The following is a 22,840-nucleotide window of genomic DNA, read 5'->3' as shown; positions in this document are numbered from 1 at the left end:
AGAAGGAAACAGGCCATGACAGAGTGCGTGTGGGGTGTGGTAGCGATGGTCGGCGACGCCTTGCCGGCCGATGTCATCGCCGCGTTGCCAGGCGCGACGCCGGCGCCAACGCTTTGCTGGCAGTACATGAGTGGTGGCGAACAGTCGGGGGAGGGCGGCGCGCGGGCCTTCTTCAGCGGTCGCGTCAGCAACCACGCCGAACTAGCGGCTGCGACGGGCCTGGCGGGCGATTGTTCCGGGGCGGCCCTGGTCGGCCGGCTGATTGTTGCGCGCGGTGTTGCCGCACTAGCTGAACTCAACGGCCCCTTCGTGGCCGCGATAGTCCAGGAAAAACCCCGGCGCCTGACTTTGCTACGTGACCAGCATGGGCAAAAATTTCTCTATTATGCGCGGCGGAAAGACGGCGTGGTCTTTTTTTCGGACTCGTTGCCATGGCTGCGGGGTTGTCCCGGGGTGGAGGTTGGGATCGACTTTCATGCATTAAGCGACTATTTGTCTTTGGGTTACGTCCCATCGCCGCGGAGCATATATCGCGGCATCGGCAAAGTAAGCGCCGGCACAGCCGTGTCCTGGAATGGGGGCGATAACGCGGTGGCAGAGCGTTATTGGCGGCCGCTGGCGGGTGGGCGCGGCAATTTGAGTTATGGCGAGGCGCTGGAGGAGACGCGGTGCTTGCTCGGACAGTCAATCAGGCGCTGCCTGCAGGCGTATCCCGAGGCGGGAATACTGTTGTCGGGCGGGATCGACTCCAGCGTGATTCTGGGCATGGCGGCGCCGCTGAAGACGGGGCCTTTCCATAGTTTCACCATCGGCTTTGAGCAGGGCAATTACGACGAACGGGTGCTGGCGGCGGAGGCCGCGGCGATGGCCGGGGCAAAGCACACGGAGCGGGTGGTGACGCCGGCCGATTTGTCCCTGCTGCCGGAGTTGCTGGCTGCTGCCGGCGAGCCCTTTGCCGACTCGTCGCTGCTGCCGACGGCCATCGCCATGCGTTTTGCGGCGGCCGGGGGCTCCCAGGCGGTGTTCATGGGCGATGGCGGCGATGAACTTTTCGGTGGCTATCGGCGCTATCAAGTCATGGCCTTGCGTGAACGGCTGCGACTGCTGCCGCGCGGGCTGGTGCGGGCGCTGGCGACAGGCGCACTTGGCTGCTTGCCAGAGCATGCGGAACAGCGGACGGCGTTGTCGAGTCTGCGGCGACTGGCGGCGGCTTGGGCGCAAGAGGCCTTGCCCTGCTATGCGAGTTTCCAGGAGCTGTTTTCGCCGGCAATGCGATTCGAACTGACGGCGCCGGCGGCCCTGCGTGAAGCGCCGAGCTACCTGGACGACTGGGCGGCGGACATCGCCGCGAGCGGCCTGCGCGATCTGGTCGAGCAGATGAATCTGCTGGATTTGTTGCATTATGTGCCGGACGACGGCTGTCGCAAGGACGTGCTGGCGGCCATGGGCACCGACGTGCAGCCTCTGGCGCCCATTCTGGATATGGACGTGACGCGTTTTGCGCTGCAGTTGCCAAGGCAGTACCGCGTGACTTGCCGTGAGCGTAAACGGCTATTGCGCTCGCTGGGCGTGGGGATTATTCCGCCGTCACTGCTGCGGCAGACCAAGCGCGGTTTTGGCGTGCCGGTGGCAGCATGGCTGCGCAGCGAGCTGGCGCCGGCGATGCGTGCATTGGTGGCTGAGCAGCGCCAGTGGGACCGCGATGGCTGGTTCGATGGCGGAGTGCTCGCTCGTTATGTTGACGAACACCTGGCCGCACAATGCGACCACGGCGCCAGACTCTGGGCGCTGTACTGCCTGCGACTCTGGCTGGAGCAGGGACGGTAAGCATTGTTGGGTTCTGCGAGGGGGAGGAAAGGGACGACCTAAAAAAGCACCGCGCCGGGCATTACGGTACAGGACGGGGAAGGCATTGCCTGGTTCCATTGCCTCTTTGGCCCCAGTCAGCTTCGCCGACTGGGGCCAAAGAGGCCGAGGAACACGAACAATGTCGCCGTTGTACCCAGGGCGTCGCTCCGCCTTCGGCGTCGCTTGCCCTGGGCTATCATATATCGCGCTTTCAGCGCTCAAATGCCGCCGAGACGGCGGCGCTTGCCCTGGGCTATCATATCTCGCGCTTTCAGCGCTCAAATGCCGCCGAGACGGCGTCGCTTGCCCTGGGCTATCATATATCGCGCTTTAAGCGCCAAATGCCGCCGGGACGGCGGCGCTTGCCTTGGGCTATCATATATCGCGCTTTCAGTGCTCAAATGCCGCCGGGACGGCGGTTTGCGACAGGGCGCTCAAATGCTGGCCGTGGGTTTCCTGCAAATTGTCCCCGGTGTTTTCCCTACCGGGGTGGTTACTCCTATGAAACACGTTGCCGCAAAGGTCGGCGGAAATCAAGGTCGGATGGCTGGGCGGCGGCGGGCCGTGGGTTTCCTGCAAATTGTCCCAGCGAAGCGCCGGGGTGGTTACTCCTATGAAACACGTTGCCGCAAAGGTCGGCGGAAATCAAGGTCGGATGGCTGGGCGGCGGCGGGCCGTGGGTTTCCTGCAAATTGTCCCAGCGAAGCGCCGGGGTGGTTACTCCTATGAAACTTGCTGCCTGGTTAGTCTCCCATATGGGCGGCGGCTGGCCGTGGGTTTCCTGCAAATTGTCCCCGGTGTTTTCCCCACCGGGGTGGTTACTCCTATGAAACACGTTGCCGCAAAGGTCGGCGGAAATCAAGATCGAATGGCTGGGCGGCGGCGGGCCGTGGGTTTCCTGCAAATTGTCCCAGCGAAGCGCCGGGGTGTACACTGACCGATTACGTCTCGCGGCCGTGGAGTGGGCGTCTCGCCCACTCCGACAAGACGGCTCATAAAACCGTCCTCGTCATCCACGCCGACCGTACCCGGCCCGTCTCCCCCGCCGCACGAGTCGTGCGCACAGCGGCTGGAAGCCGCTGCTACTCTGGGGCCGCTATGACACCGCTGCCGCAAAGGTCGGCGGAAATCAAGGTCGACTGGCTGAGCGGCGGTTGGCCGTGGGTTTCCTGCAAATTGTCCCCGGTGTTTTCCCCACCGGGATGGTTACTGACCGCTTTCTTTGGGATGACCTCAAGCAAAGCTAAACTAAGCAAAGATGAGTTCCACAACAAAACACCGTGCAGCGGTAGTGGGCGCTGCGCGATGGCCGTTGACGCACGCCGCCGCGTGATTTATTCCACGGCTTTGAGGGCGACGTAGTCGAGATTATTGCCGGCGCCGTCGGTGTTTTCCATGACGACGCGTTGTGTGCCGGCCTTGAGTTCGAAGACCATCTTGTGGCCGTTGTGGACAGGGCTGAAGTGATCCCAGTCGAGGGCGGAGCCGCCGAAGCCGCCGGTGGCGGCGAAGGTGCATTCGCCGAGGTCCTGGTCATTGATGACGACGCGTCGTTTGGCGCCGCTGACATTGCAGTAGCGGACGAAGAAGTGGTATTTGCCGGGTTTGGGCACGGTGATTTCCCAGCTGAGCGTGTGTCCCAGGGGGTCCCAATGGGAGATGGACTTGCCGCTGGTGCCGGCCTTGTCATCGCGTATTTGCACGGTGCCGCCCTGTTGCGAACTGATGTCTTCGGCTTCGCGGATGATGGCATTTTTGAGGGTGCCGCGTGGTGCTCGGGCGAAGACCTGTCCTTGGAGGGACGTGCCGTTGCCGAGGTTGAGGCGGGCCTTGATGTGGCCATCGTAGCCGTTGTCCCAGGTGGGTGTGATGGTGGTGACCAGGCGTTCGCCGGGCTGGAGATTGACCGGGAATGACGCTGGTGAGAAAGTCACGCCAGCGATGGGGTCGAGACTTATCTCGCCGGTGATGGCCGCGTGGCGGGAAGCGACCGCGACGATGCGGAGGCTGGCGCCGTCGTCGTTGAGCTGGTAGGTCAGGTTGAGGTTAGGCGATTCGCTTTCGGGGTCGTAAGGCAGCATGGCTTCCGAGGGATAGCCCATGGCGTTGGAGGCGATACGCAGGCGGTAGTTGTGTTCTTGCATCAGGCAGGTCCGGCGGTCCATGGCTGGGATGGTTGTCGTGTAGATGCGCAGCTCGCCGGGGACGGACGCGAAGATTTCTTCGCGCCAGTCGCCGAGGACATCGGCGACCATGATGATTGATCCGCGGCGGGTGGCGGTGCTGACGTCGTAGCCGTCGGGATCGACGATTTTGCCGCGGATGAGTTCTTTTTGCAGATCGGCGTCCCAATAAACCGTCCAGGTGCCGAAGCGGTAGGGCATGTCTTTGCCTTCCTTGAGGAGTTCGCCGTTGGCGGTGAAGAGCCAGCCGGTGACCAGGCCGCGTTTGTTAGTGCCGGGTTCGAGGATGGCCATGTCGGCGCCGGCGAGTTCGACGCCGGGGTAGCGCGGGTCGAGATCGGCGCAGGTGCCTTTGCCGTCGACGTGCGAGGTCGGCGTGTCGAGTTCCCAGAGCATTTTGCCGGTGAGGGCGTCGGCCATGCAGATGCCGCCTTTGCGTTGGCGGCTTTCCATGATGTAGCCGATTTGCAGGCCGGGGAGATCGGGGCGGAGTTTGCCGACGAAGACGCCGTCGGGGTGTCCCTTGCCAGTGGTCCAGAGTGGCTGGCCATTGTCGTCGATGACGGCGCTGCCGAGGATGATTTCGTCGCGGCCGTCGTTATCGATATCGAGTGCGTAGTTGGTGTGCGCGCCCTGTCCCCAGAAGCGGCTGGAGAGTTCTTCGTTGTTGTAGGACCAGAGTTTTTCGAGCTTGCCGTTGTTGAGTTGCCAGGCGTCGGCGAGCATAGCGCCGTAGGTGCCGCGGAGGGCGACGATGCAGGGCGTCTTGCCATCGAGGTAGGCGACCATGATTTGGTTTCGCGAGGCGAGATTGTAGCTTTCGAATGTTTTGCGTTCGGGCCATGGGGCGCGGGCAATTTCTTGGCCGGTCATGCCGTCCCAGATCACGAGCCATTCGTGGCCGGAGGTGACTTTGCCGTCGGCATCGCGCGGGTCGCCTTCGCCGAGTTTGAGGGCGACTTCGGCCTTGCCGTCGCCGGTGAGGTCATGGACGACGAAAGGCGAGTACCAGATGCCGCGTTCGATGGCCCAACCGAGGTCGTTGGTCCACAGGATGGTGCCGTCGCTGAGGATTGCTTCAAGTTTGTAGGTTTCGGGTGACGCGTACCAGACCACGCTCCAGGGGTCGACATTGCCGCTGGGGTGTTTGACGACATAGTCGTAAGCGCCGTCGCCATTGAGATCCCCGACGCCGACTTTCTGCACGCTAGCTTCCGGGTTACTGATCTTGTAGGACAAGTAGGGCAGGTCGCCGGCATCGGCCCGGGCGACGGCGACGGCTTTGCCAGCAGGCGCATTGGGGGCGTTGACGGCAACGACCTCGTAGCTGTCGCCGGGGAGGCCATTGGCATCGAAGAAATCGCCGGTTTGGCGGATGGGCGCGGGGCTGATTACGGTCTGTTGGCCTTGGCGCGTACGGACGACATTGAAGGCGATGTCCTGCGGGTCGTCTTTGCGGAGACGCCAGGACAGATAGACGCCGCCGGCGTCGGGCATGGCGACGAGGCCGCGGTCCATGGCTTCCTGCACGCGGGACGTCGCAAAGCCCCGCACGGGGGGGCGTGGCGGGGTGGCGCCGCGGATGACCTGGGTGATGGCGATATCGTCGATGATGATATCGGCGGCGCCGCTGCCGGCGATGCGCAGGTAGACCTCGTCGAGATCGTCCTCAGCGGTGAACGTGAGGAATCCCTTTGCTTCGTGCCAGTCGCTATTGCTGCGGAGTCTGGCGGCGCCGTGTTGCCAGGTGACGACCTGGCCATTTTTGAGGCCGACGATAGCGAGATTGGCGCCGCCGGTGGCGGTTTTGGCGCGGGCGCTGATGCGGTATTCGGTATCGGGCTTGACGGCCATGCGGAAAGCGTTGTTGCAGTTCCAGTCGCGCCCTGCGGGCGTGGTGATGTGCAGGGCCTGCTTGCCTTCGGGGGCGCTGATGGTGATGACGGCTTGACCGAGGTTTTCGCGGTGCCACCAGGTCCAGCCGGGCGGCGTGGCGCCGGGCTGGCCGGCTTCGAAATCGGGGTTGGCGAGGTTGTTTTTGACATTGGTGATGCGTTCGAGGATGAAATAGTCGAGGTATGCCGCGCCCTGCTGGGCGGGTATTTCGGCGGCGAAGCGGTCATCGAAATGGCAATCGATATGGTCGGCAGTGACGTCCATGGCGCTGGCGAGAGTGCCTTGAGTGAAGCGCTGCCAGGTCGTGCCGCCGTCGAGGGACACGCCTACTGGGCGCTGCGAGCCGAAGAGACTGAGCGAGTAGATGCCGGGTTCGGGAACGGGGATGCGGCAGTGCAGGGGTGGCGCGCCCTCGGCGCTGTCCGTGCGGTCTTGGCGGACGATGGGGCTGCGGATGACGACGGCGGCGGACCATTTTTTGTCGGCGTCCTTGTCGCTGCGCCAGATGCACCAGTGTTTTTCGCTGACGACATCGTCGGTGGTGGCATCGTGATTGACGATGGTTGTTTCGACTTCAATGCGCTGGGCGCGGACGAGCAGGGGCAGGGCCGTGATGGCGCCAGCGATGGCGGCCGTGATGGCGGCGCGGGTGCGAGTGCGTGCGAACATGCTGGATCCTCCGAGGGACTTGGGTTTCGGGGCGCGTCAGTTTGCTGGTTCAAGATTGCAGGTATCGACGACGATGTCGGTGTCGCCGGCGCCGATGATGCGCAGGCGGATGTGGTCAATGTCGTCGCCGATGGTGAAAGTCGTTGTCAGCAGTTGCCAGTCATTGCTGTCGCTGGCTTTGGCGGCAGCGTAGCCGTGTTTGACGACTTTTTTGTCCTTGCTGCCCACGGCCTGCAGGGTGATCGCCGTTGCCGACTTGGCGCTGAGGATTTTGACCCAGACGCTGCCGGTGAATTGCTGGCCCTTGCTGACGGTGATGCCGCCGTCGTTATTGAAAGCCCAGTCTTTGTCGCCGGTGAAGGTGATTTTTGCGGCTTGTTTGCCTGATTTGGCATCGTTGAAGGGCCGAGCCTGGCCGGCGCCGTCCCGCGACCACCACGACCAGCCAGCTGGCGGGGCGTCAGCATTGGTGGTGGTTACGGCTTCGAAGTCGGGATTTTTGACACCATTGACGGTGGGAATGGCGGGGATGATGCTGAAGTAATCCAGGTAGGTGGCGCCGCGGTGCTCTGGTTTGTCATGGGCGAAGGCGTCATCGAAGCAACAGGTGAAGGGCGTGCCGTCGGCGACAACGCCTTCGGCGATGAGTGGTGACGTCTGCCGTATCCAGGTTTTGCCGCCGTCGCGGGACAGGGCGATGGGCCGGTTGATGCCCGTGGCGCGAATGTCCCAGGTGCCCGATTCGGGCATGGGAATGCTCACATAGAGGACGGGCGCGCCTTCTTCGGGGGTGGCGCGGTCTGTTTTGACTTCGGGGCTGCGGATGACCACGCCGCCGGACCATTTTTTGTCCGCGTCCTTGTCGGTGGTCCAGTACGTCCAGAGATCGGGGCGCATTTTGTCTTTGATGACGACTTCCTTGTTGACGATGACTTCTTCGGCTTCGAAGTGCAACAGTGTCTGGGCCATGCCGGTCACAGCGCAGCATACGAGGGCGGGGACGAGGACGAGGCGGGTGGAAAACATGGCGGTGCTCCATCATGCGCGTTGGGGTTCAAGCGAGTCGTGGCGAGGGGCGCTGCTGCAGAGGGCCGCAGGCACGAAGAAACTGTAGGACAGCCGGCGGCGCTTTGCAAGAAAAAGCGCGGTGAATAGCGTGTGGACAGTCGAAAAACAGGTTGCGCGGATTATGGTTAGTCTTTGATCTTTATCTCGTGTGACTTCAGGCAAGGAGGCGACTATGGCTCTGGAACCCAAGATAGCTCCATGGGTTGACGAATTGGCGGACATTTTATTGCGAACTCGCAATCGCGCCGAGTTGGCGGTGGTGCTGCAGGGTTTGCTGACGCCCTCCGAGCTGGAGGGCATTCATCTGCGCTGGCGCTTGCTGCAGTGTCTGGAGGCCGGTTTCACGCAACGGGACATTAGTCAGCGCTTGGGCATTAGTCTGGGCAAGATCGCCCGTGGCTCCCGGCTGATGAAATATGGTGAAGACGATTTCTGCCGCGTGGTTAGGCGGGTTTGGGCTGAATACGAGCAGGAGGGGAAGGGTCTGACCGCGCATTCCCGGACGCGCAAAAGCGCCCGGGAAACAGGGAAGGGCGGCTCTCTATGAGTGGAGTGGAGGTGACGGGCCGCCTGCTCTACGCGTCCAGCGAAGCTTGTGCGGACTTGTGGTACGAGGCGGGTTTTCCGACGACCGACGAATTTTTGTGGTATGCAGTTGGAGAGCAGCGGGGGATTGTGATCAACGTCATGGAACTGGCGCGGGCACAGGCCGAGTGCCGGTCGGGGCTGGACGTTTTGACGCCCAGGGAGGCCGCGGCGCGCTGGGGCGTGGTGGAAGAGCGACCGGGGATCAGTGACCTGATCGTAGCGTTGACGAGGCACTGCGGCGTTACGACCTGGCAGGTGCCGGCCAATTTTCCCTTCGCGTTGGCCAAAATTCTGCTGGATAAGGGGCTTGTGTTGGCGAGCGTGCCGCATTTTTGTCCATCGCGGGCCGTCAAGACGGCTCAAGAGATTGAGTGGTTGCGCGAGGGCGTGCAGCTAGCCGAGGCCGGCCTGCGGCGGGCCGAACAGGTGTTGCGGGAGAGCGTCATTGACGCCGCTGGCATGGTCTGCTGGCAGGGCGCAGTGCTAACGGCCGAGTTGCTGCGCGGCGAGATCAACGCCGAAGTGGCGCGACATGGTGGCACGGCCTCTCACACCATCACGGCACCAGGCACGCAGGGCGCCAGTCCTCACTGTGAGGGTAGCGGCCCGATTGCGGCCAATGCGCCGATCGTGCTGGACATTTTTCCCCGCTGTGACCGCACGGGCTACTATGGTGACTTGACGCGGACCCTGGTCAAGGGGCGCGCGCCTGATTGCGTCCGCCGTGCCTTCGCCAGCGTGCAACGGGCCCAGCGCGAGGCGCTGGCGATGCTGGCCGCGGGCGTGATTGCCAAGGCCGTGCACGAACGCGTCGAGGCCGTTTTTGCCGAAGACGGCTACGTGACTGTGTTTGAACCCGGGCCGGCCCGAGGCTTTTTTCACAGCACGGGGCATGGCGTCGGGCTGGACATCCATGAATACCCCGGCTTGAATCTGCGTAATGACGCGCCGCTGGTGACGGGTAACGTGGTGACCATTGAGCCGGGGCTCTACTACCCCGAATGGGGCGGCATTCGCATCGAAGACGTCGCAGTCATCACCGACGCTGGCGCCGAAAACCTGACGACGGCGCCGGTGTACCTGGAAATACCCTGAAGAGGCTGCGCGGGCGCGCGCGGAGTGGGGCGCGGGTTGCGGTGCGGGTACTGGTCTCCGCCGATGTCGCCGATTTTATCGCGGTCTGATCTTCTGTCTTGTTGTCGCGGACGGATCGGACGGATCGGACGGATCGGGCTAGGGCGGACACATAGGTCCGGCCCCTACGCGGCCTGATCGGTCTGATCATCTTGCTCTTTATCGCGGACGGATCGGACGGATCGGACGGATCGTCGACTTGATCGGTCTGATCGGTCTGATCGGTCTGATCGGTCTGATACGGCCAAATGAATGGCGGTTGGGTCATACTTCGGGTATATTAAGACTTTTTGCCCAGTGCCGATGCCGGTCATGTCTTGGGGAAACATTCTGCTTTAGGAAATGAGCGATTTCTATGGACAGTAAAGATATAGCGTTGTTATTTGCCGATGCTGACGCGGAGAAGATTGCCGCCGGGGTTGCGGCGGTGCAGGCCGATGGTGAGGCGGCGAAGAGCGCGTTGCGCGCTAGCCTAGCTCATTTTGCTCTCGCGCCTGACGATTTGTCGGCTGCGGATAGCCTGGCGAGCTTGCGGGTGACCTTGCTGTGGTTGGCGCATTGGCGTGACGAGCAGTCTTTTGGCGATCTGCTACGGCTGGTTCGCCAACCGCGTTTTGCGGAGTTAATGCCCGAGAAGGACTGGCTGGCGCTGGATCTGCATCGTATTTTCGGCTCTTTGGCGGCGGCTGATGACCTGCCGGTATTTGGCGACCTGGTTCTGGACAGTAGTTTGCAGTTGGTTCTGCGTGAGCAGGCCCTGCTGGCGATTCATTTTCTGTGGCTTGAGGGCCGGGTGAGTGAGCGTGAGGCGGTTGAGCAGTATCGCGTGCTGTTGGACCAGGGGTTGGATGCCAAGGACAACTGGCAGCTGTGGATGGCGCTGGTGGTCAATGCGACGGTGGTTGGCGGCATCAAGCTGAAGCCCCAGGTGATGAACGTGCTGGACAGTGGTCGTCTTGGCGACCAGACCTCGTTTGTGCGCAAGGTGGTCAACGGCCTCTTCGGTGCAGGCAGTCACCATTTCCGCGACATGCTGCGTAAGGAGCACAAAGGGCTTTACGAAGATATGCCAGCGGAAGTGGCGGCGATGCTCAAACCGGCGGGGGATGAGCAGGACGTCAGCATGCCTGAGCGCGGCAAGCCGGTGGTGCGGGAAGCACCGAAGGTCGGCCGCAATGACCCCTGTCCTTGTGGCAGCGCCAAAAAATACAAGAAGTGCTGCGGGACCGGCAACTAAACGCTGGGCGTAGCGTGCCTGTCGACTAGCAGGCGGGGCATGCGAATAAACTTTATCACCCATCACATAGAGCGAAAGGAACAAGACATGGCTGATTCTTATCTGCAGGACATGTTCGCCGAGCGCATTGGCGGCAAGCAGTTTGGCAAGGACACGACGATCTACAAGTTTGAGAAGATCAAGCGCGCGAAGGCCGCCGCCCGCAAGGCGCGTCCCGGTGTCGAGCTCATTGACATGGGCGTCGGCGAGCCCGACGATAAGGCCTTCCCCGAGGTGGTCGCGGCGTTGGCGGAAGAAGCCGATAAGATTGACAACCGTTTTTATGCGGACAATGGCTGCATGGAATTCCGGCAGGCGGTCGTGTCGTATATGCGCGAGCTGTACGGTGTCGAGCTTGATGCCGAGACCGAGGTCGTGCACAGCATCGGCAGCAAGTCGGCGCTGAGCCTCTTGCCGACCTGCTTCATCAATCCTGGCGATATCACCGTGATGACCGTGCCGGGTTACCCGGTCATGGGCACCTGGACGCAATATCTTGGCGGCGAAGTAGTGAATCTGCCCCTGCTCAAGGAGAACGGCTTTCTGCCCTGCCTGGAGAGCCTGACGGCCGACCAGCGCCGGCGCTGCAAGCTGATCTACCTGAACTACCCCAACAACCCCACGGGCGCGTCGGCTACGCCGGAATTCTACGACCGAGCGATCGCCTTTGCCCGCGAGAACAACATTTTGCTGGTGCTTGACGCGCCGTATGCGCCGTTGAATTTCAAGGGCGCGCCGCTGAGCATTCTGTCCCGTCCCGGCGGTAAGGACGTCGCAGTGGAGCTGCACAGCATGTCCAAGGGCTTCAATATGACCGGCTGGCGTCTAGGCTGGGTCTGCGGCAGTGCGGCGGCGGTAAAGGCCTTCGCGACGGTGAAGGATAACGCCGACAGCGGCCAGTTCCTGGCGATTCAGAAGGCCGCCGCGAAGGCCCTGGCCAATCAACGGGCGATTACGCCGAAGATCTGCGAGAAGTACCGCCGGCGTCTGGCGGCACTGGTCGCGACCCTGCGCGAGCTCGGTTTTGACGCGGCCATGCCCGAGGGCTCTTTCTACCTGTACGTGGCCATTCCCAAGGGTGTCGAGGGCGGCGTGCGCTTCGCCAATGCGGAAGAGTTCAGCCGTTGGATGATCATGGAGAAACTCATTAGCACGGTGCCGTGGGACGACGTCGGCCACTTTGTCCGTTTCTCCGCCACGTTTGTGGCGCCGACTCTGGCCGAGGAGCAGCGGGTGCTTGCTGAAGTCAAGACGCGCTTGGCCGACTCGGTCTTTGAATTCTGACGAGCGGCGGGACCATGGCAAACGACAACGACACGCATAGGCCGCCGGCGCCGGAAGCATGGCATCTGTGGCTGGACGGCGCTCACGATCCGGCCTTCAACATGGCGGCGGACGACGTGTTGCTGGCGACGGCGGCGAGCCGCGGGCGGCCGCTGTTGCGCGTGTACGGCTGGGATCGCCTGGCGGTGTCCATTGGCTATATTCAGCGCCGTGATGCCGCGCCGGCCGGCTATGCCGTGGTGCGGCGGCCGACGGGCGGTGGCGTGGTGTATCATGATTATGACTACACCTACACCGTGGTATTGCCGCCGGAACATTGGCTGGCGGGGCTGGATCGGGTCACGAGTTATGACTGGATCAACCGCTCGGTGCAGGCCGGTCTGACGGACTTGGCGGTCTCCGCCGAGCTCGCGGAGCAGGTCATACCACACAATATTGACAGATTATCCATGATTTGCTTTAAAAACCCGACGAAATTTGATATACTTGTTGGTGATCGTAAGATTGCGGGCAGCGCCCAGCGGCGGACGCACGACGGCATACTGCACCAGGGCAGCATACACTTTGGCGGCCCACTGCCGTACGAACGAGCAGCCATGACCCAGGCGCTGATCCGCGGTTTTGCGAGTATTATGGCGGTGACCATGTTGGATTATCACCCGGCGGACGAATTTTTTGCCGCGGTGGCGAGGTGTCGAGCTGAGAAGTACGCAACGGACGAATGGAATGGTCGAAGGTAACACAAGGCAAGGAGATGGCAACATGCGGCAAGCGGTGCGGTTTACGCTGATTGAGCTCTTGGTGGTGATTGCGATCATCGCGATTCTGGCGGCGATGCTGTTGCCGGCCTTGAGCAAGGCTCGTGAGAAGGCGCGGGCGATCTCCTGTACGTCCAACCAGAAGCAGGTGATGCTGGGCTGGGCCATGTATCTGGATGACAATGCGGATACTTTCGTGTACCAGTATAATTTCTGGAATGCGGATACCTATTACGACACGGATACTTTCGTGGTGACGATGTGGGGGCGCTACCAGCCGGCGCTGGTGCCTTATGTGGGTGACAAGAAGACTTTCATGTGCCCGAGCTCACGGCAAACAGTCAAGAAGACTGCTTTCAGCCGCGACTATGCCATGAGCACGGCCTTGCACAGCAAGACCAGGAATGAAGTGCCGGGATATCCGGGTACGGGTTTTTCTGCCTCGCCGTCGGAATGCGGCGTCATCGGTGATACGATTGAGGAGTGGATACAGGGCGACCGGCCGGACCGCTGCTGCGCGCGGCACAACCAGATGATGAATATCGGTTACTTGGACGGCCACGTCGGCTCCGTCAAGGGGCTGGCGGTGCAGGCCAATTATCGCATTTTTGGGCTGACGTGGTGGGCGGCCGGGAAATATGTGACGATTTATTGAGCTAGCGTCGAAAAACTCATTTGCGGTAAGGAGGAGCACCATGACTGACAGAAAACGGCATTTTACCCTGATCGAGCTTTTGGTGGTGATTGCGATCATCGCGATATTGGCGGCGATGCTGTTGCCGGCTTTGAGCAAAGCGCGGGAGAAGGCGCGGGCGATCTCGTGCACGTCTAATGTGAAGCAGATCATGCTGGGGTGGGAAATGTATCTAGACGATAACCTTGACACCTTTCCCAGTCAGCATTTCTTCTGGAATGCCGACACCTACTACGACACGGACACATTTGTCGTGTACGAGTGGGGGCGCTACCAGCCGGCGCTGGTGCCTTATGTTGGTGACAAGAAGACCTTTCTCTGCCCGAGTTCGCGGCAAACGGTCAAGAAGACCGCTTTTGGCAAAGACTACTCGTTGACGACGGCACTGCACGGCAAGGTTCGCCACGCGGTTCCGGGCACGGGGTCGTTTTCCAGTTCACCGTCGGATTGCGGTGTTCTTGGCGATGCGACGGAAGAATGGCTGCAGAGCGACCGGCCCTATCGCTGCTGCGCGCGGCACAATCAGATGATGAACATCGGCTTCCTTGATGGCCATGTTGCCGGGATAAAAGGCCAGGCCGTACAGGCCAATTCGAAAATTCTGGGCATTGGCGCCTGGGGTACGGGGAGCACGGTTACCATTTACTAGACCTTGGTTTGCCTAACGTTACGGGTGGTATACACAAGGAGGTTGCGGACCATGAACAGTGTAAAAAGAGCTTTTACCTTGATCGAGCTTTTGGTGGTGATTGCAATCATCGCGATTCTGGCGGCGATGCTGTTGCCGGCCTTGGCGAAGGCGCGGGAGAAGGCGCGGACGATTTCCTGCACCTCCAACATGAAGCAGCTGGGGCTTGGTCTGCGTATGTACGCCGACGACAACGTGGAGTACATGATGACGACTTCGCAAGGCACGACGACCTACGCCAGCATGACCAAAATCAATGGCGAAGGCCAGTACGCGAGCATGAGCTTTGTCTACCCTTACGTCGGCGACAAGAAGGCCTTCGTCTGCCCATCGGTGGTGGCGACGGTCAATTACGGCATGTTGGGCGGCAGATACCCGACGGGTGTTGCCCGTGACGGCTCGGCGATGAATCTGCCGACCTGGGTGGACAAGTCTGCTGACAAATCGCCTTCGGCCTGCATCGCCATGGCCGATGGCAGCAACTGCATCTTCTGGGACTGGAACGACAGTAATGGCGCCAGTTCGTTGTTCAACCGTATTCGTAAGAACCACAATAACGGCACGATCTGCGGTTTCATGGACGGCCATGCCGAGTGGCGCAGCTTCAGGACGCTGTCCACCCGTGATTTCACCGGGCCGGCGCCGTATTACATGGCACCGCCGATCTGACGCTACCTATTTTTTTGATCTACCAATATATACCCGAGAGCGTGGGAAAGAACAACGGAGACCCTCCATGAGCAACCAGAGACTGAAATTTACGCTGATTGAGTTGTTGGTGGTGATTGCGATCATCGCGATTCTGGCGGCGATGCTGTTGCCGGCTTTGAGCAAGGCGCGTGAGAAGGCGCGGGCGATCAGCTGTGTGAGCAACATGAAGCAGCTGGGCGTGGCGGTGATGATGTACATGCAGGACCACGACGACCGTATGGCGCGTTACTACTGGGATTCGGCGAACAACACTTGGGTGCCGGCAACGGCCGATGGCGGCTATCGCTTTTTGCTGAATCCCTACGTTGGCGACAACAAGATCTGGTTCTGCCCCTCGGCGAGTTCGACGGTGACGGCTGTCAACACCAATTATTTATACAGCGTGACCGGTGCCAATGCAGCGATTAGGCAGACGCCGTCGGAGGGCATTGTCTTTGCCGAGCGGGTTCGCACGGGGACGACGCCTTGGGGCATTGACGGTTTGACCCAAGTCGAGCCCAATTTTGCTAACGTCAATACCAACCTGCGTTTGGCCTTTCCCCACAATGAGATGATTAACCTGACTTTTGCGGATGGCCATGTGGGCACGCAGAAGATCGGCTCGGTGCTATTTAATAAATTCTACCCCACAGGTAATTGACCACGATGAAACCAGAACAGGAACGCGAATACGGCGAACAGCCGATTGACGCTTTGATGCTTGAATTGGATTTGACCAACGACGACTTGGTCTGCGCGTCGACGGAGCAGGTGACGCACAAGATGGTCTCGAAAGCCCGCAAGGGCCGTTGGCTGACCACGGCCATTAGGCAGAAAGTCTTGCGGGCTTTCAACGCCGCTAGCGGCCAGAATGTCGCGCTGGACGCGCTGTTCAACTACCGCTGAGGCGCTGGTGGCTTTTCGCCCGGCACGCCGAGTAAATCACGCCAGTTTCCGGTTTGGAGACTGGCGTTTTCGTTGTCGAGGAGGCCAATATCCCCGCGGAATTTCCATGCTGGGACGATGTTGCAGCTGCGGCCGTCGGGTAGTGTCCAGGCGCTGCCGAGGTGGAAGTGGCCCATGAAGATATGGCGGCAGTCGTCGTTGAGGACAGTCGAGGTCCAGTCGAGAATGGTCTTTTCGGGAATGAAGCTGGCGATGCCGCGGGCCTTGCTACTGAAGCGGTTCTTTGCCCAGTGGGCGATGGCCGGGCCGCATGGCGCATAGCGGAAGATGAGCTCGCCGACGCGGCTTTTGGCGATGCCGTGGAGAACGCGGTGGCCGACCAGATTGCACTGGATGAGGTCGCCGTGCAGGAAGAGGCTGTGCCCCAGGCGAAAGTCGAGCACAGCGCTGTCGCTGAAAGCCTGGCGGTGCAGCTTGGCGACGTGGAATTCGTGATTGCCCTCGATGAAGACCACGCGGCGGCGCTCTTTTTCCCGCCGGCACCAGGCGAGGAATTCTGCGCAGTAGGGGTCTTCATAGCGGGGCATGGCGACCCACAGATCGAGGATATCGCCGAGGAAGAGCACGTCGTGGTCGGTGGTGGCGATGGCCTGGAGCATGGCGCGGAAGTTGTCCGCGCGCGGGGTATGGGAGTGGACGTGGGCGTCGGCGATAAGTATGATCATGCTGGCTGGTCGTTCGGGTGGCGGGCGGAGGTGAAACGGCGTCGGGGCATTACATTATCGCCGTTACGGCAAAAGTGAAGAGGAACAGAGACGGTCTTTTGTCGCGGGCGGGCCTTCATCCTTGTTATCGCGGACGGATCGGACGGATCGGACGGATCGTCTTTCTTGTTATCGCGGACGGATCGGACGGATCGGACGGATCGTCGACTTGGTATCGCGGACGGATCGGACGGATCGGACGGATCGTCTTTCTTGTTATCGCGGCCGGATCGGCCGGATCGGCCGGATCGTCGACTTGATCGGTCCGATCGGTCCGATCGGTCTGATGATCCGACTGATCGGTCTGACCAGCAGAGCATCCTCAGGGAACCACAACACAGGGGTAGCGCGGATGGAAAACGTGTGGATGGCCTTCGGGCTGACTTTTTTTGCGGGTATCACCACGGGTCTGGGCAGTCTCTTTGCCTTCTTTTCGAAGCGGACGAACTATCGCTTTCTGGCGGTCGCCACGGGTTTTTCGGCCGGCGTGATGTTGTTCATATCCTTTGTGGAGCTCTATCCGGAAGCCAGTGCCACATTGGAGGAGATATATGGCGAGACGCGTGGGCAGTGGCTCAACGCCTTGGGCTTTTTTGGGGGCATGCTGCTCATTGGCGTGATTGACGCGTTGATTCCGGCGGCGGAGAATCCCCACGAGATGCACTCGGCGGCCGAGCGGGCGGCGGTGCGCACGGGGGCCGAGGCGCCCGAGCCGGGCGCCAAGGGCAGCGACGGCCACGACCACCAGCATTCGCCGCTCAAACTCATGCGCCTGGGCATGTTTACCGCCCTGGCGGTGACCATCCACAATTTTCCCGAGGGTCTGGCGACATTTATGGCGGCGCTGCATGAGCCCAAGACCGGCTTGGCCATCGCCATCGCCGTGGCACTGCATAATATTCCGGAAGGCATCAGCGTGGCCGTGCCGATCTATTTTGCGTCGGGAAGTCGTCGGCAAGCAATTGTCTATTCATTGCTCAGCGGTTTAGCCGAGCCGGTAGGCGCGGCGGTCGCCTATGTCGTCCTGCTACTGTTTCTGGGTGGCAGGGCCATGCCGCCTCAGGTGATGGGTGCGACCTTTGCGCTGGTGGCGGGCATCATGGTCTATATCAGCCTGGACGAGCTGCTGCCCAGCAGCCGCGCCTACGGCAAAGGCCACGACAGCATTCTTGGGCTGGTTGCGGGCATGCTCATGATGTGCATCAGCCTGCTGCTGCTGAAGTGAGTTAGGCAACCCTGGTGCCGGTGTCGCGCCGCGCTCAACGCCGGCGTCTCTGGCGTGCTTCCTCGTGAGCGCCAGCGCCACTCACGGTGTCGCGTGGTCCCCGCTATCGTCTTCGACCTGCAGGGATATTTTGCCCCGCGAGAGGTCCTGCAGTTGCTGTTCAGCGCTGGCGATGGCACTTTCCCGCATCGTGCCGCGCAGGGTCACCTCGTCGGCAAAGACCTCGTCACTGATTTCGGCTTCATGGGTGAGGAGGATTTTTTTGCTTGGCTCGTAGAGGGTGTATGGCGCCTGCAGGGAAAACGCGCGGGTGGCCACCCATTCCTTCGTCTGGGCGCTGGCCAGCAGTTGCTGGACGCTTTCCGTGTAGGCCTTGACCAGGCCGCCCGTGCCCAGTTTGGTGCCGCCGAAGTAGCGCGTGATGGTCACCATGATATTGCTGATGCCGCTACCTTTGACGACTTCCAGGGCAGGGCGGCCGGAGGTCCCGGCGGGTTCGCCGTCGTCTGAACAGCCCATGATGCTGGCGCCAATGCCGACAATGAAGGCGTGGACGACGTGGCTGGCGTCGGCGTACTCCTCTTTGCGCTGCCGCAGGACGTCCCGGGCTTCTTCCGCGCTGCCGACCGGCACCGCTTCGGCGATGAAGCGGGAATTGCGGACGATGATTTCGTGTTTGGCCGGAGCGCAGAGAACGAGCATGGCGGAGTGTCCTTGGCGACTGTGACAATAATGCGCGGGAACTGTGACAAAATGTAACACCGCAGCGCGCTCGGCGCCGTGCCGGCCGCGCGGAAAAGCGCTGGCGGGAGCTGCGGCGCCCTCTCTCCTGAAATTGGCATGCCTTTTGCTAATGTCCAAATGTCGCGAACAAATGTGACGACAGGCCGCCGCCGACAGCAGGCGGCAAGGACAACCAAGCCAGTGAAAGGAGGCACGCTATGTTCTGGAGACGTTCAAGACAATCGACCTGGAATCCCTGGAGTGATCTGTGGGACCTGCAAGACGAGTTCAGCCGGGCCTTTGGGGCTTCTCCCTGGCAGGGCTTGAGTGGCGAGTTCCCGGCGGTCAATGTGTACGAGAGCGACGATGCTCTTGAATTGAGCATGAAGCTCCCGGGCATTAACCCCAAGGATCTCGACGTGACGGTCAATCAAGACACCCTGACCCTTAAAGGCTCTCGCGAGGTTGACAAGGCGCCCGAGGGCGCAGAGTACTTGCGGCAGGAGCGCGGCGCCGGCAGTTTTGTGCGCAGTTTCGCGCTGCCCTTCCCGGTCAATACCGGTGAGGTCGCCGCCCGCTATCAAGACGGCATTCTGACCGTGCGGCTCCCCAAGGCCGAGAGTGCCCAGCCCCGCAAGATTGCCATCAAAGCTGGTTGATGAACAGGACACTGTCATAACAAACCAGGAAAGGAGTGTGAACTATGTCAACGGAAGTAAGAACAGTCAATAAAGACAACGAAGCCAATGTCCAACGCGTAGAACGGCGCGAGGCCGTTGTGCTGTCGCCGGCAGTAGATATCCTGGAAACTGAAAAGGATGTCCTTTTGCTGGCCGACATGCCGGGCGTGAACGAGAAGAATGTCGATATCGATCTCCACGGCAACAGCCTGACCATCAAGGGGCATCGCGAAACGCCGGTGCCGGCGGGCATGGAGTTGATCCGGACGGAGTACCAGCCCGACTACCGCTATGAGCGGCAATTCACCATGGGTGACACCATTGATCGGGAGAAGATCACGGCGGTGATGAAGGACGGCGTCTTGCGCCTGACGCTGCCGAAGATCAAGGAACTGGCCCCGCGGCGGATCGAGGTGAAAGCCTGCTGATGGCCAAGAGCGATGGGCACGGCGCCGAAGTCGCCGCTGCCGGCCGCAGGCGGACACGCAGGGCGCGGAGAACAGCGAGTTCTCCGCGCCCTTTGCGCGTTTGGGAGCTGTGGTAAAGGGGTGGTGCCGGCATTCTCGCTGGTTTTGTTGATTTGCCTTGTTGGTGTTGGACGTTGTCGTCTGGGCTTCCTATATTGAGCGGTGCCTTTTTCGGCGCGCCGTCTGGCGTTGTCGAGCAGACGTGTGAAATGGAGTCTAAGAGCAAGGAGCGGACACATGGGCAACTACGGCAAGGGCGACACGAGCTGGTTCACGCATGACCGATTCGGCATGTTCATTCACTGGGGCTTGTATGCCATGCTCGGGCGGCACGAGTGGGTGAAACAGCGCGAAGAGATAACCGACAAGGACTACCAGGTGTACTTTGATTTGTTCAACCCCGATCTCTTCGAGCCGAAGGAATGGGCGAAGGCCGCGCGCGAAGCCGGCATGAAGTACTTTGTGATCACCACCAAGCATCACGAGGGCTTCTGTCTCTGGGACAGCAAATACACCGACTACAAAGCGACCAACACGCCGGCCGGCCGCGATCTGCTGCGCGAAGTCGTTGACGCATTTCGGGCCGAGGGTCTGCGGGTGGGCTTCTACTATTCGCTGATTGATTGGCATCATCCGGATTTCACCTGGGACCGCATTCATCCCATGCGCAACAAGATGAAGCCCGAGGAGTTCAACAAGGGCCGCAAGCTGAGCCGTTACGCCAAATACATGCGCGACCAGGTCACCGAGCTCTTGACCAACTACGGCAAGATTGACATCCTGTGGTTCGACTTCAGCTATCCCGGTGAAAACGGCAAGGGCCACGACGAGTGGGAATCCGAGAAGCTGATCAAGCAGGTGCGCAAACTGCAGCCGGATATCATTGTTGACAACCGCCTGGACCTCCCCGGCTCCGGCGACATTGTGACGCCTGAGCAGTACACGCCGGACAAGGGCATGGTGGACGACAAGGGTAATCCGGTGGTCTGGGAAGGCTGCCAGACTTTGTCGGGTTCATGGGGCTATCATCGCGACGAAGCGACTTGGAAGAGCGTAAAGATGTGCATCGAGATGCTGGTGAACCACGTGTCGCGCGGCGGCAACCTGCTGATGAATGTGGGCCCGACGTCCCGTGGCTATCTCGACCAGCGGGCGAAGGACCGTTTGGCGGGCTATGCGGCGTGGATGAAAGTCCACAGCCGGTCAATTTATGGCTGCGGCCAGGCGCCGGCGGAATTCCCGGTGCCCGCCGACTGTCGTTACACCTACAATGCGACGACGAAGTGCCTGTATCTGCACCTGTTTGCCTGGCCCTTCAAGCACATCCACCTGGACAACCTGGCGGGCAAGGTCAAGTACGCGCAGCTGCTGGCTGACGGCAGCGAAATCAAGCGTCGCGAGGCCGGTACGGCCATTCACGCCGCCTTGAACAGCACCTCGCCCGGCAACGCGCTGACTCTCGAACTGCCGGTGTTATTGCCGTCGGCCTGCGGCGACGTGCCAGTAATCGAACTCTTCCTCAAATAAAGCGCACGACGCGCCCCCTCCGTCGCCTCACGGCATGCCGTGAGGCTACGCTGGCCTTTCCTCACGGCATGCCGTGAGGCTACGATTGGTTATGGCGCGGGCACGAGGCCGAGCAGTTGCGCGACGATGTCGCGGGGGGTAATTTTCTGTGCATCGGCTTCGAAGCTGGTGACCAATCGGTGGGCGATGACTGCCGGTGCGCAAGCCTGGATGTCATGGGGGGTGACGTGATTGCGCCCGTTGAGCAGCGCGTGGGCCTTGCTGGCCAGGACCAGCGCGAGGGAGGCGCGCGGTGACGCCCCGCAGTCGATGAGCTCGCCGATGCCGGTCAGCGCGTCGCGGTTGACGAAGCGCAGTTCGGCGTCTTCGCCGGGGCGGGTAGCGATGACCAGGTCGAGCACGTACTCTCGCAGGCGCGGCGCGATATGGACCGCATCGACCTTTTGGCGCAGCGCCAAGACGTCCGCGCAGGACAGCACGGCATGCGCAGCCGTATTGCTGGCTGTTGTCGCCATGCGCTCGAGGATGGCCTGTTCGTCGTCCCGTCGCGGATACGGCAATTCGATTTGCAGCATAAAGCGGTCCTTCTGCGCCTCGGGCAGCTCGTAAGTGCCGCTGTGTTCGATGGGATTCTGGGTGGCGACGACGAAGAAGGGCTGTGGCAGAGGCATGGTCCTGCCAGCGATGGTCACCTGCTGTTCCTGCATGGCTTCGAGAAGCGCGCTTTGCACTTTGGCCGGCGCGCGGTTGATCTCGTCCGCCAAGACCACGTTGGCGGCGATGGGGCCGGGCTGGGCTTCGAAGCGTTTTTCGGCTTGATTGAATAGCGTGCAGCCGCAGATATCGGCGGGGAGCAGGTCCGGGGTGAATTGAATGCGGGCGAAACTGCCGCCGAGGCATTGAGCGAGGGTCTTGACGGCGAGGGTTTTGGCCAGGCCCGGTCGGCCTTCCAGAAGCACGTGGCCGCCGCAGAGCAGGCCGATGATCATGCCGTCAACGAGCTCGCGTTGGCCAACGAGCACGCGGCCGATTTCCTCGCGGAGCGCGGCGATGCGTTGCGAACAGACGGTGTCGGCGCTGTGAGTTGGATTCTGCATGATGCCTGTCAGCGTTTGGCCGGAGCGTTTTCCGGTTTTGCCTCGTCATGCTGGCGCATCTTACGCAGCCAGCGTTTGAGGATGCGTGCGCGGTGGTTGATATGCCGGCGGACTTCGGCCGGGCCATAGGCGACTACCACGGCGACCAGCAGTAGTGCGAAGATGCCGAACGCCTGGCCGCCCTGTCGCCAAGCCATTTCGCCGGCGAAGAGGTAGTACAGCGTGGTGAGCAGCGCCTGGAGCAGGAAGATCAGCGGAATGAGCTTGGGCGCAGCCAGGCGCAGCCACGCCTCGCTCAGGTAGTAAATCGGTACGACGAAAAGCAACCCCCACAGGCAGATGACGGACACACCCATGACGGCGATGCCGGCCAAGCTGACCGTGATGGGCAGAAAAGGCGTGAGGGGATTGCCGGGGGCGCCGCCCAGCATCATCGCGGCCAAAGTCGCCAGACAGATGGTCAGCCAGAGGGAGAAAATACGGTAGAAGGTCGCTTGTTTATCGGGGCGGGATGGCGCGGTGGGAGTGTGCATGATGTCCGTCGTTTGGGGGTGAAAGGCGGCTGGGCGGGTGCTGGCGGGCTTTGGCGCGCCGGCAGTAAACAAAAAACATATTATGTTATGCCCCAATTGCAAAACTGAACACGGCGATCGGTGGCTAGCGCCCCCAGCCGTT

The 22,840-nt window shown here is 61.3% G+C and carries 23 protein-coding genes; 15 read left to right on the top strand and 8 right to left on the bottom strand.

Going from position 1 to position 22,840, the window contains the following annotated elements; translation table 11 throughout:
* Positions 1–15: 15 nt before the first annotated feature.
* Positions 16–1,827 (top strand): asparagine synthetase B family protein, encoded by a 1,812-nt coding sequence (locus tag J3R75_RS03060; RefSeq protein WP_307259855.1) that lies wholly within the window; start codon positions 16–18, stop codon positions 1,825–1,827.
* A gap of 520 nt (positions 1,828–2,347) precedes the next feature.
* Here J3R75_RS03060 and J3R75_RS03055 read toward each other — a convergent pair.
* The 4 genes from J3R75_RS03055 to J3R75_RS03040 all read right to left on the bottom strand — a co-directional run bounded on the left by J3R75_RS03055 (position 2,348) and on the right by J3R75_RS03040 (position 7,622).
* Complete coding sequence (locus J3R75_RS03055) at positions 2,348–2,782, bottom strand: hypothetical protein (protein WP_307259854.1); 435 nt, start codon at positions 2,780–2,782, stop codon at positions 2,348–2,350.
* 148 nt (positions 2,783–2,930) lie between these two features.
* Complete coding sequence (locus tag J3R75_RS03050) at positions 2,931–3,104, bottom strand: hypothetical protein (RefSeq protein WP_307259853.1); 174 nt, start codon at positions 3,102–3,104, stop codon at positions 2,931–2,933.
* 78 nt (positions 3,105–3,182) lie between these two features.
* The gene (locus tag J3R75_RS03045) at positions 3,183–6,596 is read right to left on the bottom strand and encodes a rhamnogalacturonan lyase family protein (protein ID WP_307259852.1); all 3,414 of its coding nucleotides are present in this window, start codon (positions 6,594–6,596) and stop codon (positions 3,183–3,185) included.
* Positions 6,597–6,632: 36 nt separating this feature from the next.
* On the bottom strand, positions 6,633–7,622 hold the full coding sequence (locus tag J3R75_RS03040) for a carbohydrate binding domain-containing protein (protein WP_307259851.1): 990 nt from the start codon (positions 7,620–7,622) through the stop codon (positions 6,633–6,635).
* A gap of 214 nt (positions 7,623–7,836) precedes the next feature.
* On the opposite strand from J3R75_RS03040, the gene J3R75_RS03035 reads away from it, so the two are divergent.
* The 10 genes from J3R75_RS03035 (at position 7,837) to J3R75_RS02990 (ending at position 15,682) form a co-directional block, all read left to right on the top strand.
* The gene (locus J3R75_RS03035; RefSeq protein ID WP_307259850.1) at positions 7,837–8,211 is read left to right on the top strand and encodes a Trp family transcriptional regulator; all 375 of its coding nucleotides are present in this window, start codon (positions 7,837–7,839) and stop codon (positions 8,209–8,211) included.
* Complete coding sequence (locus J3R75_RS03030; protein ID WP_307259849.1) at positions 8,208–9,347, top strand: M24 family metallopeptidase; 1,140 nt, start codon at positions 8,208–8,210, stop codon at positions 9,345–9,347. Before J3R75_RS03035 ends, J3R75_RS03030 begins: the two co-directional genes overlap by 4 nt.
* 394 nt (positions 9,348–9,741) lie before the next feature.
* Complete coding sequence (locus tag J3R75_RS03025; protein WP_307259848.1) at positions 9,742–10,623, top strand: YecA family protein; 882 nt, start codon at positions 9,742–9,744, stop codon at positions 10,621–10,623.
* 87 nt (positions 10,624–10,710) lie between these two features.
* Positions 10,711–11,946 (top strand): LL-diaminopimelate aminotransferase, encoded by a 1,236-nt coding sequence (locus J3R75_RS03020; protein ID WP_307259847.1) that lies wholly within the window; start codon positions 10,711–10,713, stop codon positions 11,944–11,946.
* Positions 11,947–11,960: 14 nt separating this feature from the next.
* A complete protein-coding gene (locus J3R75_RS03015) occupies positions 11,961–12,686 on the top strand; it encodes a lipoate--protein ligase family protein (RefSeq protein WP_307259846.1) in 726 nt (241 codons plus the stop codon).
* A 22-nt stretch (positions 12,687–12,708) separates the two neighbouring features.
* Complete coding sequence (locus J3R75_RS03010; RefSeq protein WP_307259845.1) at positions 12,709–13,359, top strand: prepilin-type N-terminal cleavage/methylation domain-containing protein; 651 nt, start codon at positions 12,709–12,711, stop codon at positions 13,357–13,359.
* Positions 13,360–13,399: 40 nt separating this feature from the next.
* Positions 13,400–14,047, top strand: coding sequence for a DUF1559 family PulG-like putative transporter (locus J3R75_RS03005; RefSeq protein WP_307259844.1), 648 nt, complete (start codon positions 13,400–13,402; stop codon positions 14,045–14,047).
* 51 nt (positions 14,048–14,098) lie between these two features.
* Positions 14,099–14,755: a DUF1559 family PulG-like putative transporter gene (locus J3R75_RS03000; RefSeq protein ID WP_307259843.1), complete on the top strand. Its 657-nt coding sequence runs from the start codon at positions 14,099–14,101 to the stop codon at positions 14,753–14,755.
* A gap of 67 nt (positions 14,756–14,822) precedes the next feature.
* Entirely contained in the window at positions 14,823–15,437 is a 615-nt protein-coding gene (locus tag J3R75_RS02995) for a DUF1559 family PulG-like putative transporter (protein ID WP_307259842.1), read from the top strand.
* Between the two features lie 5 nt (positions 15,438–15,442).
* Positions 15,443–15,682, top strand: a complete 240-nt coding sequence (locus J3R75_RS02990; protein WP_307259841.1) for a hypothetical protein — start codon at positions 15,443–15,445, stop codon at positions 15,680–15,682.
* On the opposite strand, the gene J3R75_RS02985 is transcribed toward J3R75_RS02990, so the two are convergent.
* Complete coding sequence (locus J3R75_RS02985) at positions 15,673–16,407, bottom strand: metallophosphoesterase (protein WP_307259840.1); 735 nt, start codon at positions 16,405–16,407, stop codon at positions 15,673–15,675. The genes J3R75_RS02990 and J3R75_RS02985 overlap by 10 nt on opposite strands.
* 391 nt (positions 16,408–16,798) lie before the next feature.
* Between J3R75_RS02985 and zupT the strand changes: the two genes are divergently transcribed.
* Positions 16,799–17,671 carry a zinc transporter ZupT gene (zupT, locus tag J3R75_RS02980; protein ID WP_307259839.1) on the top strand — a complete coding sequence of 291 codons (873 nt, stop codon included), beginning with the start codon at positions 16,799–16,801 and terminating at the stop codon, positions 17,669–17,671.
* Positions 17,672–17,752: 81 nt separating this feature from the next.
* Here the strand turns inward: zupT and J3R75_RS02975 are convergent, their stop codons facing one another.
* Complete coding sequence (locus J3R75_RS02975) at positions 17,753–18,373, bottom strand: IMPACT family protein (RefSeq protein ID WP_307259838.1); 621 nt, start codon at positions 18,371–18,373, stop codon at positions 17,753–17,755.
* 239 nt (positions 18,374–18,612) lie between these two features.
* Here J3R75_RS02975 and J3R75_RS02970 point away from each other — a divergent pair, with 239 nt between their 5' ends.
* The 3 genes from J3R75_RS02970 (at position 18,613) to J3R75_RS02960 (ending at position 21,068) form a co-directional block, all read left to right on the top strand.
* A complete protein-coding gene (locus J3R75_RS02970; RefSeq protein WP_307259837.1) occupies positions 18,613–19,053 on the top strand; it encodes an Hsp20/alpha crystallin family protein in 441 nt (146 codons plus the stop codon).
* Positions 19,054–19,097: 44 nt separating this feature from the next.
* Complete coding sequence (locus J3R75_RS02965) at positions 19,098–19,502, top strand: Hsp20/alpha crystallin family protein (RefSeq protein ID WP_307259836.1); 405 nt, start codon at positions 19,098–19,100, stop codon at positions 19,500–19,502.
* A 276-nt stretch (positions 19,503–19,778) separates the two neighbouring features.
* Positions 19,779–21,068, top strand: a complete 1,290-nt coding sequence (locus tag J3R75_RS02960) for an alpha-L-fucosidase (RefSeq protein ID WP_307259835.1) — start codon at positions 19,779–19,781, stop codon at positions 21,066–21,068.
* An 89-nt stretch (positions 21,069–21,157) separates the two neighbouring features.
* Here the strand turns inward: J3R75_RS02960 and J3R75_RS02955 are convergent, their stop codons facing one another.
* Positions 21,158–22,165 (bottom strand): AAA family ATPase, encoded by a 1,008-nt coding sequence (locus J3R75_RS02955; RefSeq protein WP_307259834.1) that lies wholly within the window; start codon positions 22,163–22,165, stop codon positions 21,158–21,160.
* An 8-nt stretch (positions 22,166–22,173) separates the two neighbouring features.
* On the bottom strand, positions 22,174–22,698 hold the full coding sequence (locus J3R75_RS02950; RefSeq protein WP_307259833.1) for a hypothetical protein: 525 nt from the start codon (positions 22,696–22,698) through the stop codon (positions 22,174–22,176).
* Positions 22,699–22,840: the final 142 nt, after the last annotated feature.

The sequence above is a fragment of the Oligosphaera ethanolica genome (assembly GCF_030814695.1).
Taxonomy (GTDB): domain Bacteria; phylum Verrucomicrobiota; class Lentisphaeria; order Oligosphaerales; family Oligosphaeraceae; genus Oligosphaera; species Oligosphaera ethanolica.
The sequence above is the reverse complement of the archived record's forward strand: the minus strand, read 5'-3'. Positions and strand labels throughout refer to the sequence as shown.

Coding starts and splice junctions, on each gene's coding strand:
- J3R75_RS02970 (WP_307259837.1), top strand. CDS start 18,613: ATGTTCTGGAGACGTTCAAGACAATCGACCTGGAATCCCTGGAGTGAT.
- J3R75_RS03025 (WP_307259848.1), top strand. CDS start 9,742: ATGGACAGTAAAGATATAGCGTTGTTATTTGCCGATGCTGACGCGGAG.
- J3R75_RS03005 (WP_307259844.1), top strand. CDS start 13,400: ATGACTGACAGAAAACGGCATTTTACCCTGATCGAGCTTTTGGTGGTG.
- J3R75_RS03020 (WP_307259847.1), top strand. CDS start 10,711: ATGGCTGATTCTTATCTGCAGGACATGTTCGCCGAGCGCATTGGCGGC.
- J3R75_RS02950 (WP_307259833.1), bottom strand. CDS start 22,698: ATGCACACTCCCACCGCGCCATCCCGCCCCGATAAACAAGCGACCTTC.
- zupT (WP_307259839.1), top strand. CDS start 16,799: ATGGAAAACGTGTGGATGGCCTTCGGGCTGACTTTTTTTGCGGGTATC.
- J3R75_RS03000 (WP_307259843.1), top strand. CDS start 14,099: ATGAACAGTGTAAAAAGAGCTTTTACCTTGATCGAGCTTTTGGTGGTG.
- J3R75_RS02975 (WP_307259838.1), bottom strand. CDS start 18,373: ATGCTCGTTCTCTGCGCTCCGGCCAAACACGAAATCATCGTCCGCAAT.
- J3R75_RS02955 (WP_307259834.1), bottom strand. CDS start 22,165: ATGCAGAATCCAACTCACAGCGCCGACACCGTCTGTTCGCAACGCATC.
- J3R75_RS02985 (WP_307259840.1), bottom strand. CDS start 16,407: ATGATCATACTTATCGCCGACGCCCACGTCCACTCCCATACCCCGCGC.
- J3R75_RS03030 (WP_307259849.1), top strand. CDS start 8,208: ATGAGTGGAGTGGAGGTGACGGGCCGCCTGCTCTACGCGTCCAGCGAA.
- J3R75_RS03035 (WP_307259850.1), top strand. CDS start 7,837: ATGGCTCTGGAACCCAAGATAGCTCCATGGGTTGACGAATTGGCGGAC.
- J3R75_RS02990 (WP_307259841.1), top strand. CDS start 15,443: ATGAAACCAGAACAGGAACGCGAATACGGCGAACAGCCGATTGACGCT.
- J3R75_RS03015 (WP_307259846.1), top strand. CDS start 11,961: ATGGCAAACGACAACGACACGCATAGGCCGCCGGCGCCGGAAGCATGG.
- J3R75_RS03010 (WP_307259845.1), top strand. CDS start 12,709: ATGCGGCAAGCGGTGCGGTTTACGCTGATTGAGCTCTTGGTGGTGATT.
- J3R75_RS02965 (WP_307259836.1), top strand. CDS start 19,098: ATGTCAACGGAAGTAAGAACAGTCAATAAAGACAACGAAGCCAATGTC.
- J3R75_RS03060 (WP_307259855.1), top strand. CDS start 16: ATGACAGAGTGCGTGTGGGGTGTGGTAGCGATGGTCGGCGACGCCTTG.
- J3R75_RS02960 (WP_307259835.1), top strand. CDS start 19,779: ATGGGCAACTACGGCAAGGGCGACACGAGCTGGTTCACGCATGACCGA.
- J3R75_RS03045 (WP_307259852.1), bottom strand. CDS start 6,596: ATGTTCGCACGCACTCGCACCCGCGCCGCCATCACGGCCGCCATCGCT.
- J3R75_RS02995 (WP_307259842.1), top strand. CDS start 14,823: ATGAGCAACCAGAGACTGAAATTTACGCTGATTGAGTTGTTGGTGGTG.
- J3R75_RS03040 (WP_307259851.1), bottom strand. CDS start 7,622: ATGTTTTCCACCCGCCTCGTCCTCGTCCCCGCCCTCGTATGCTGCGCT.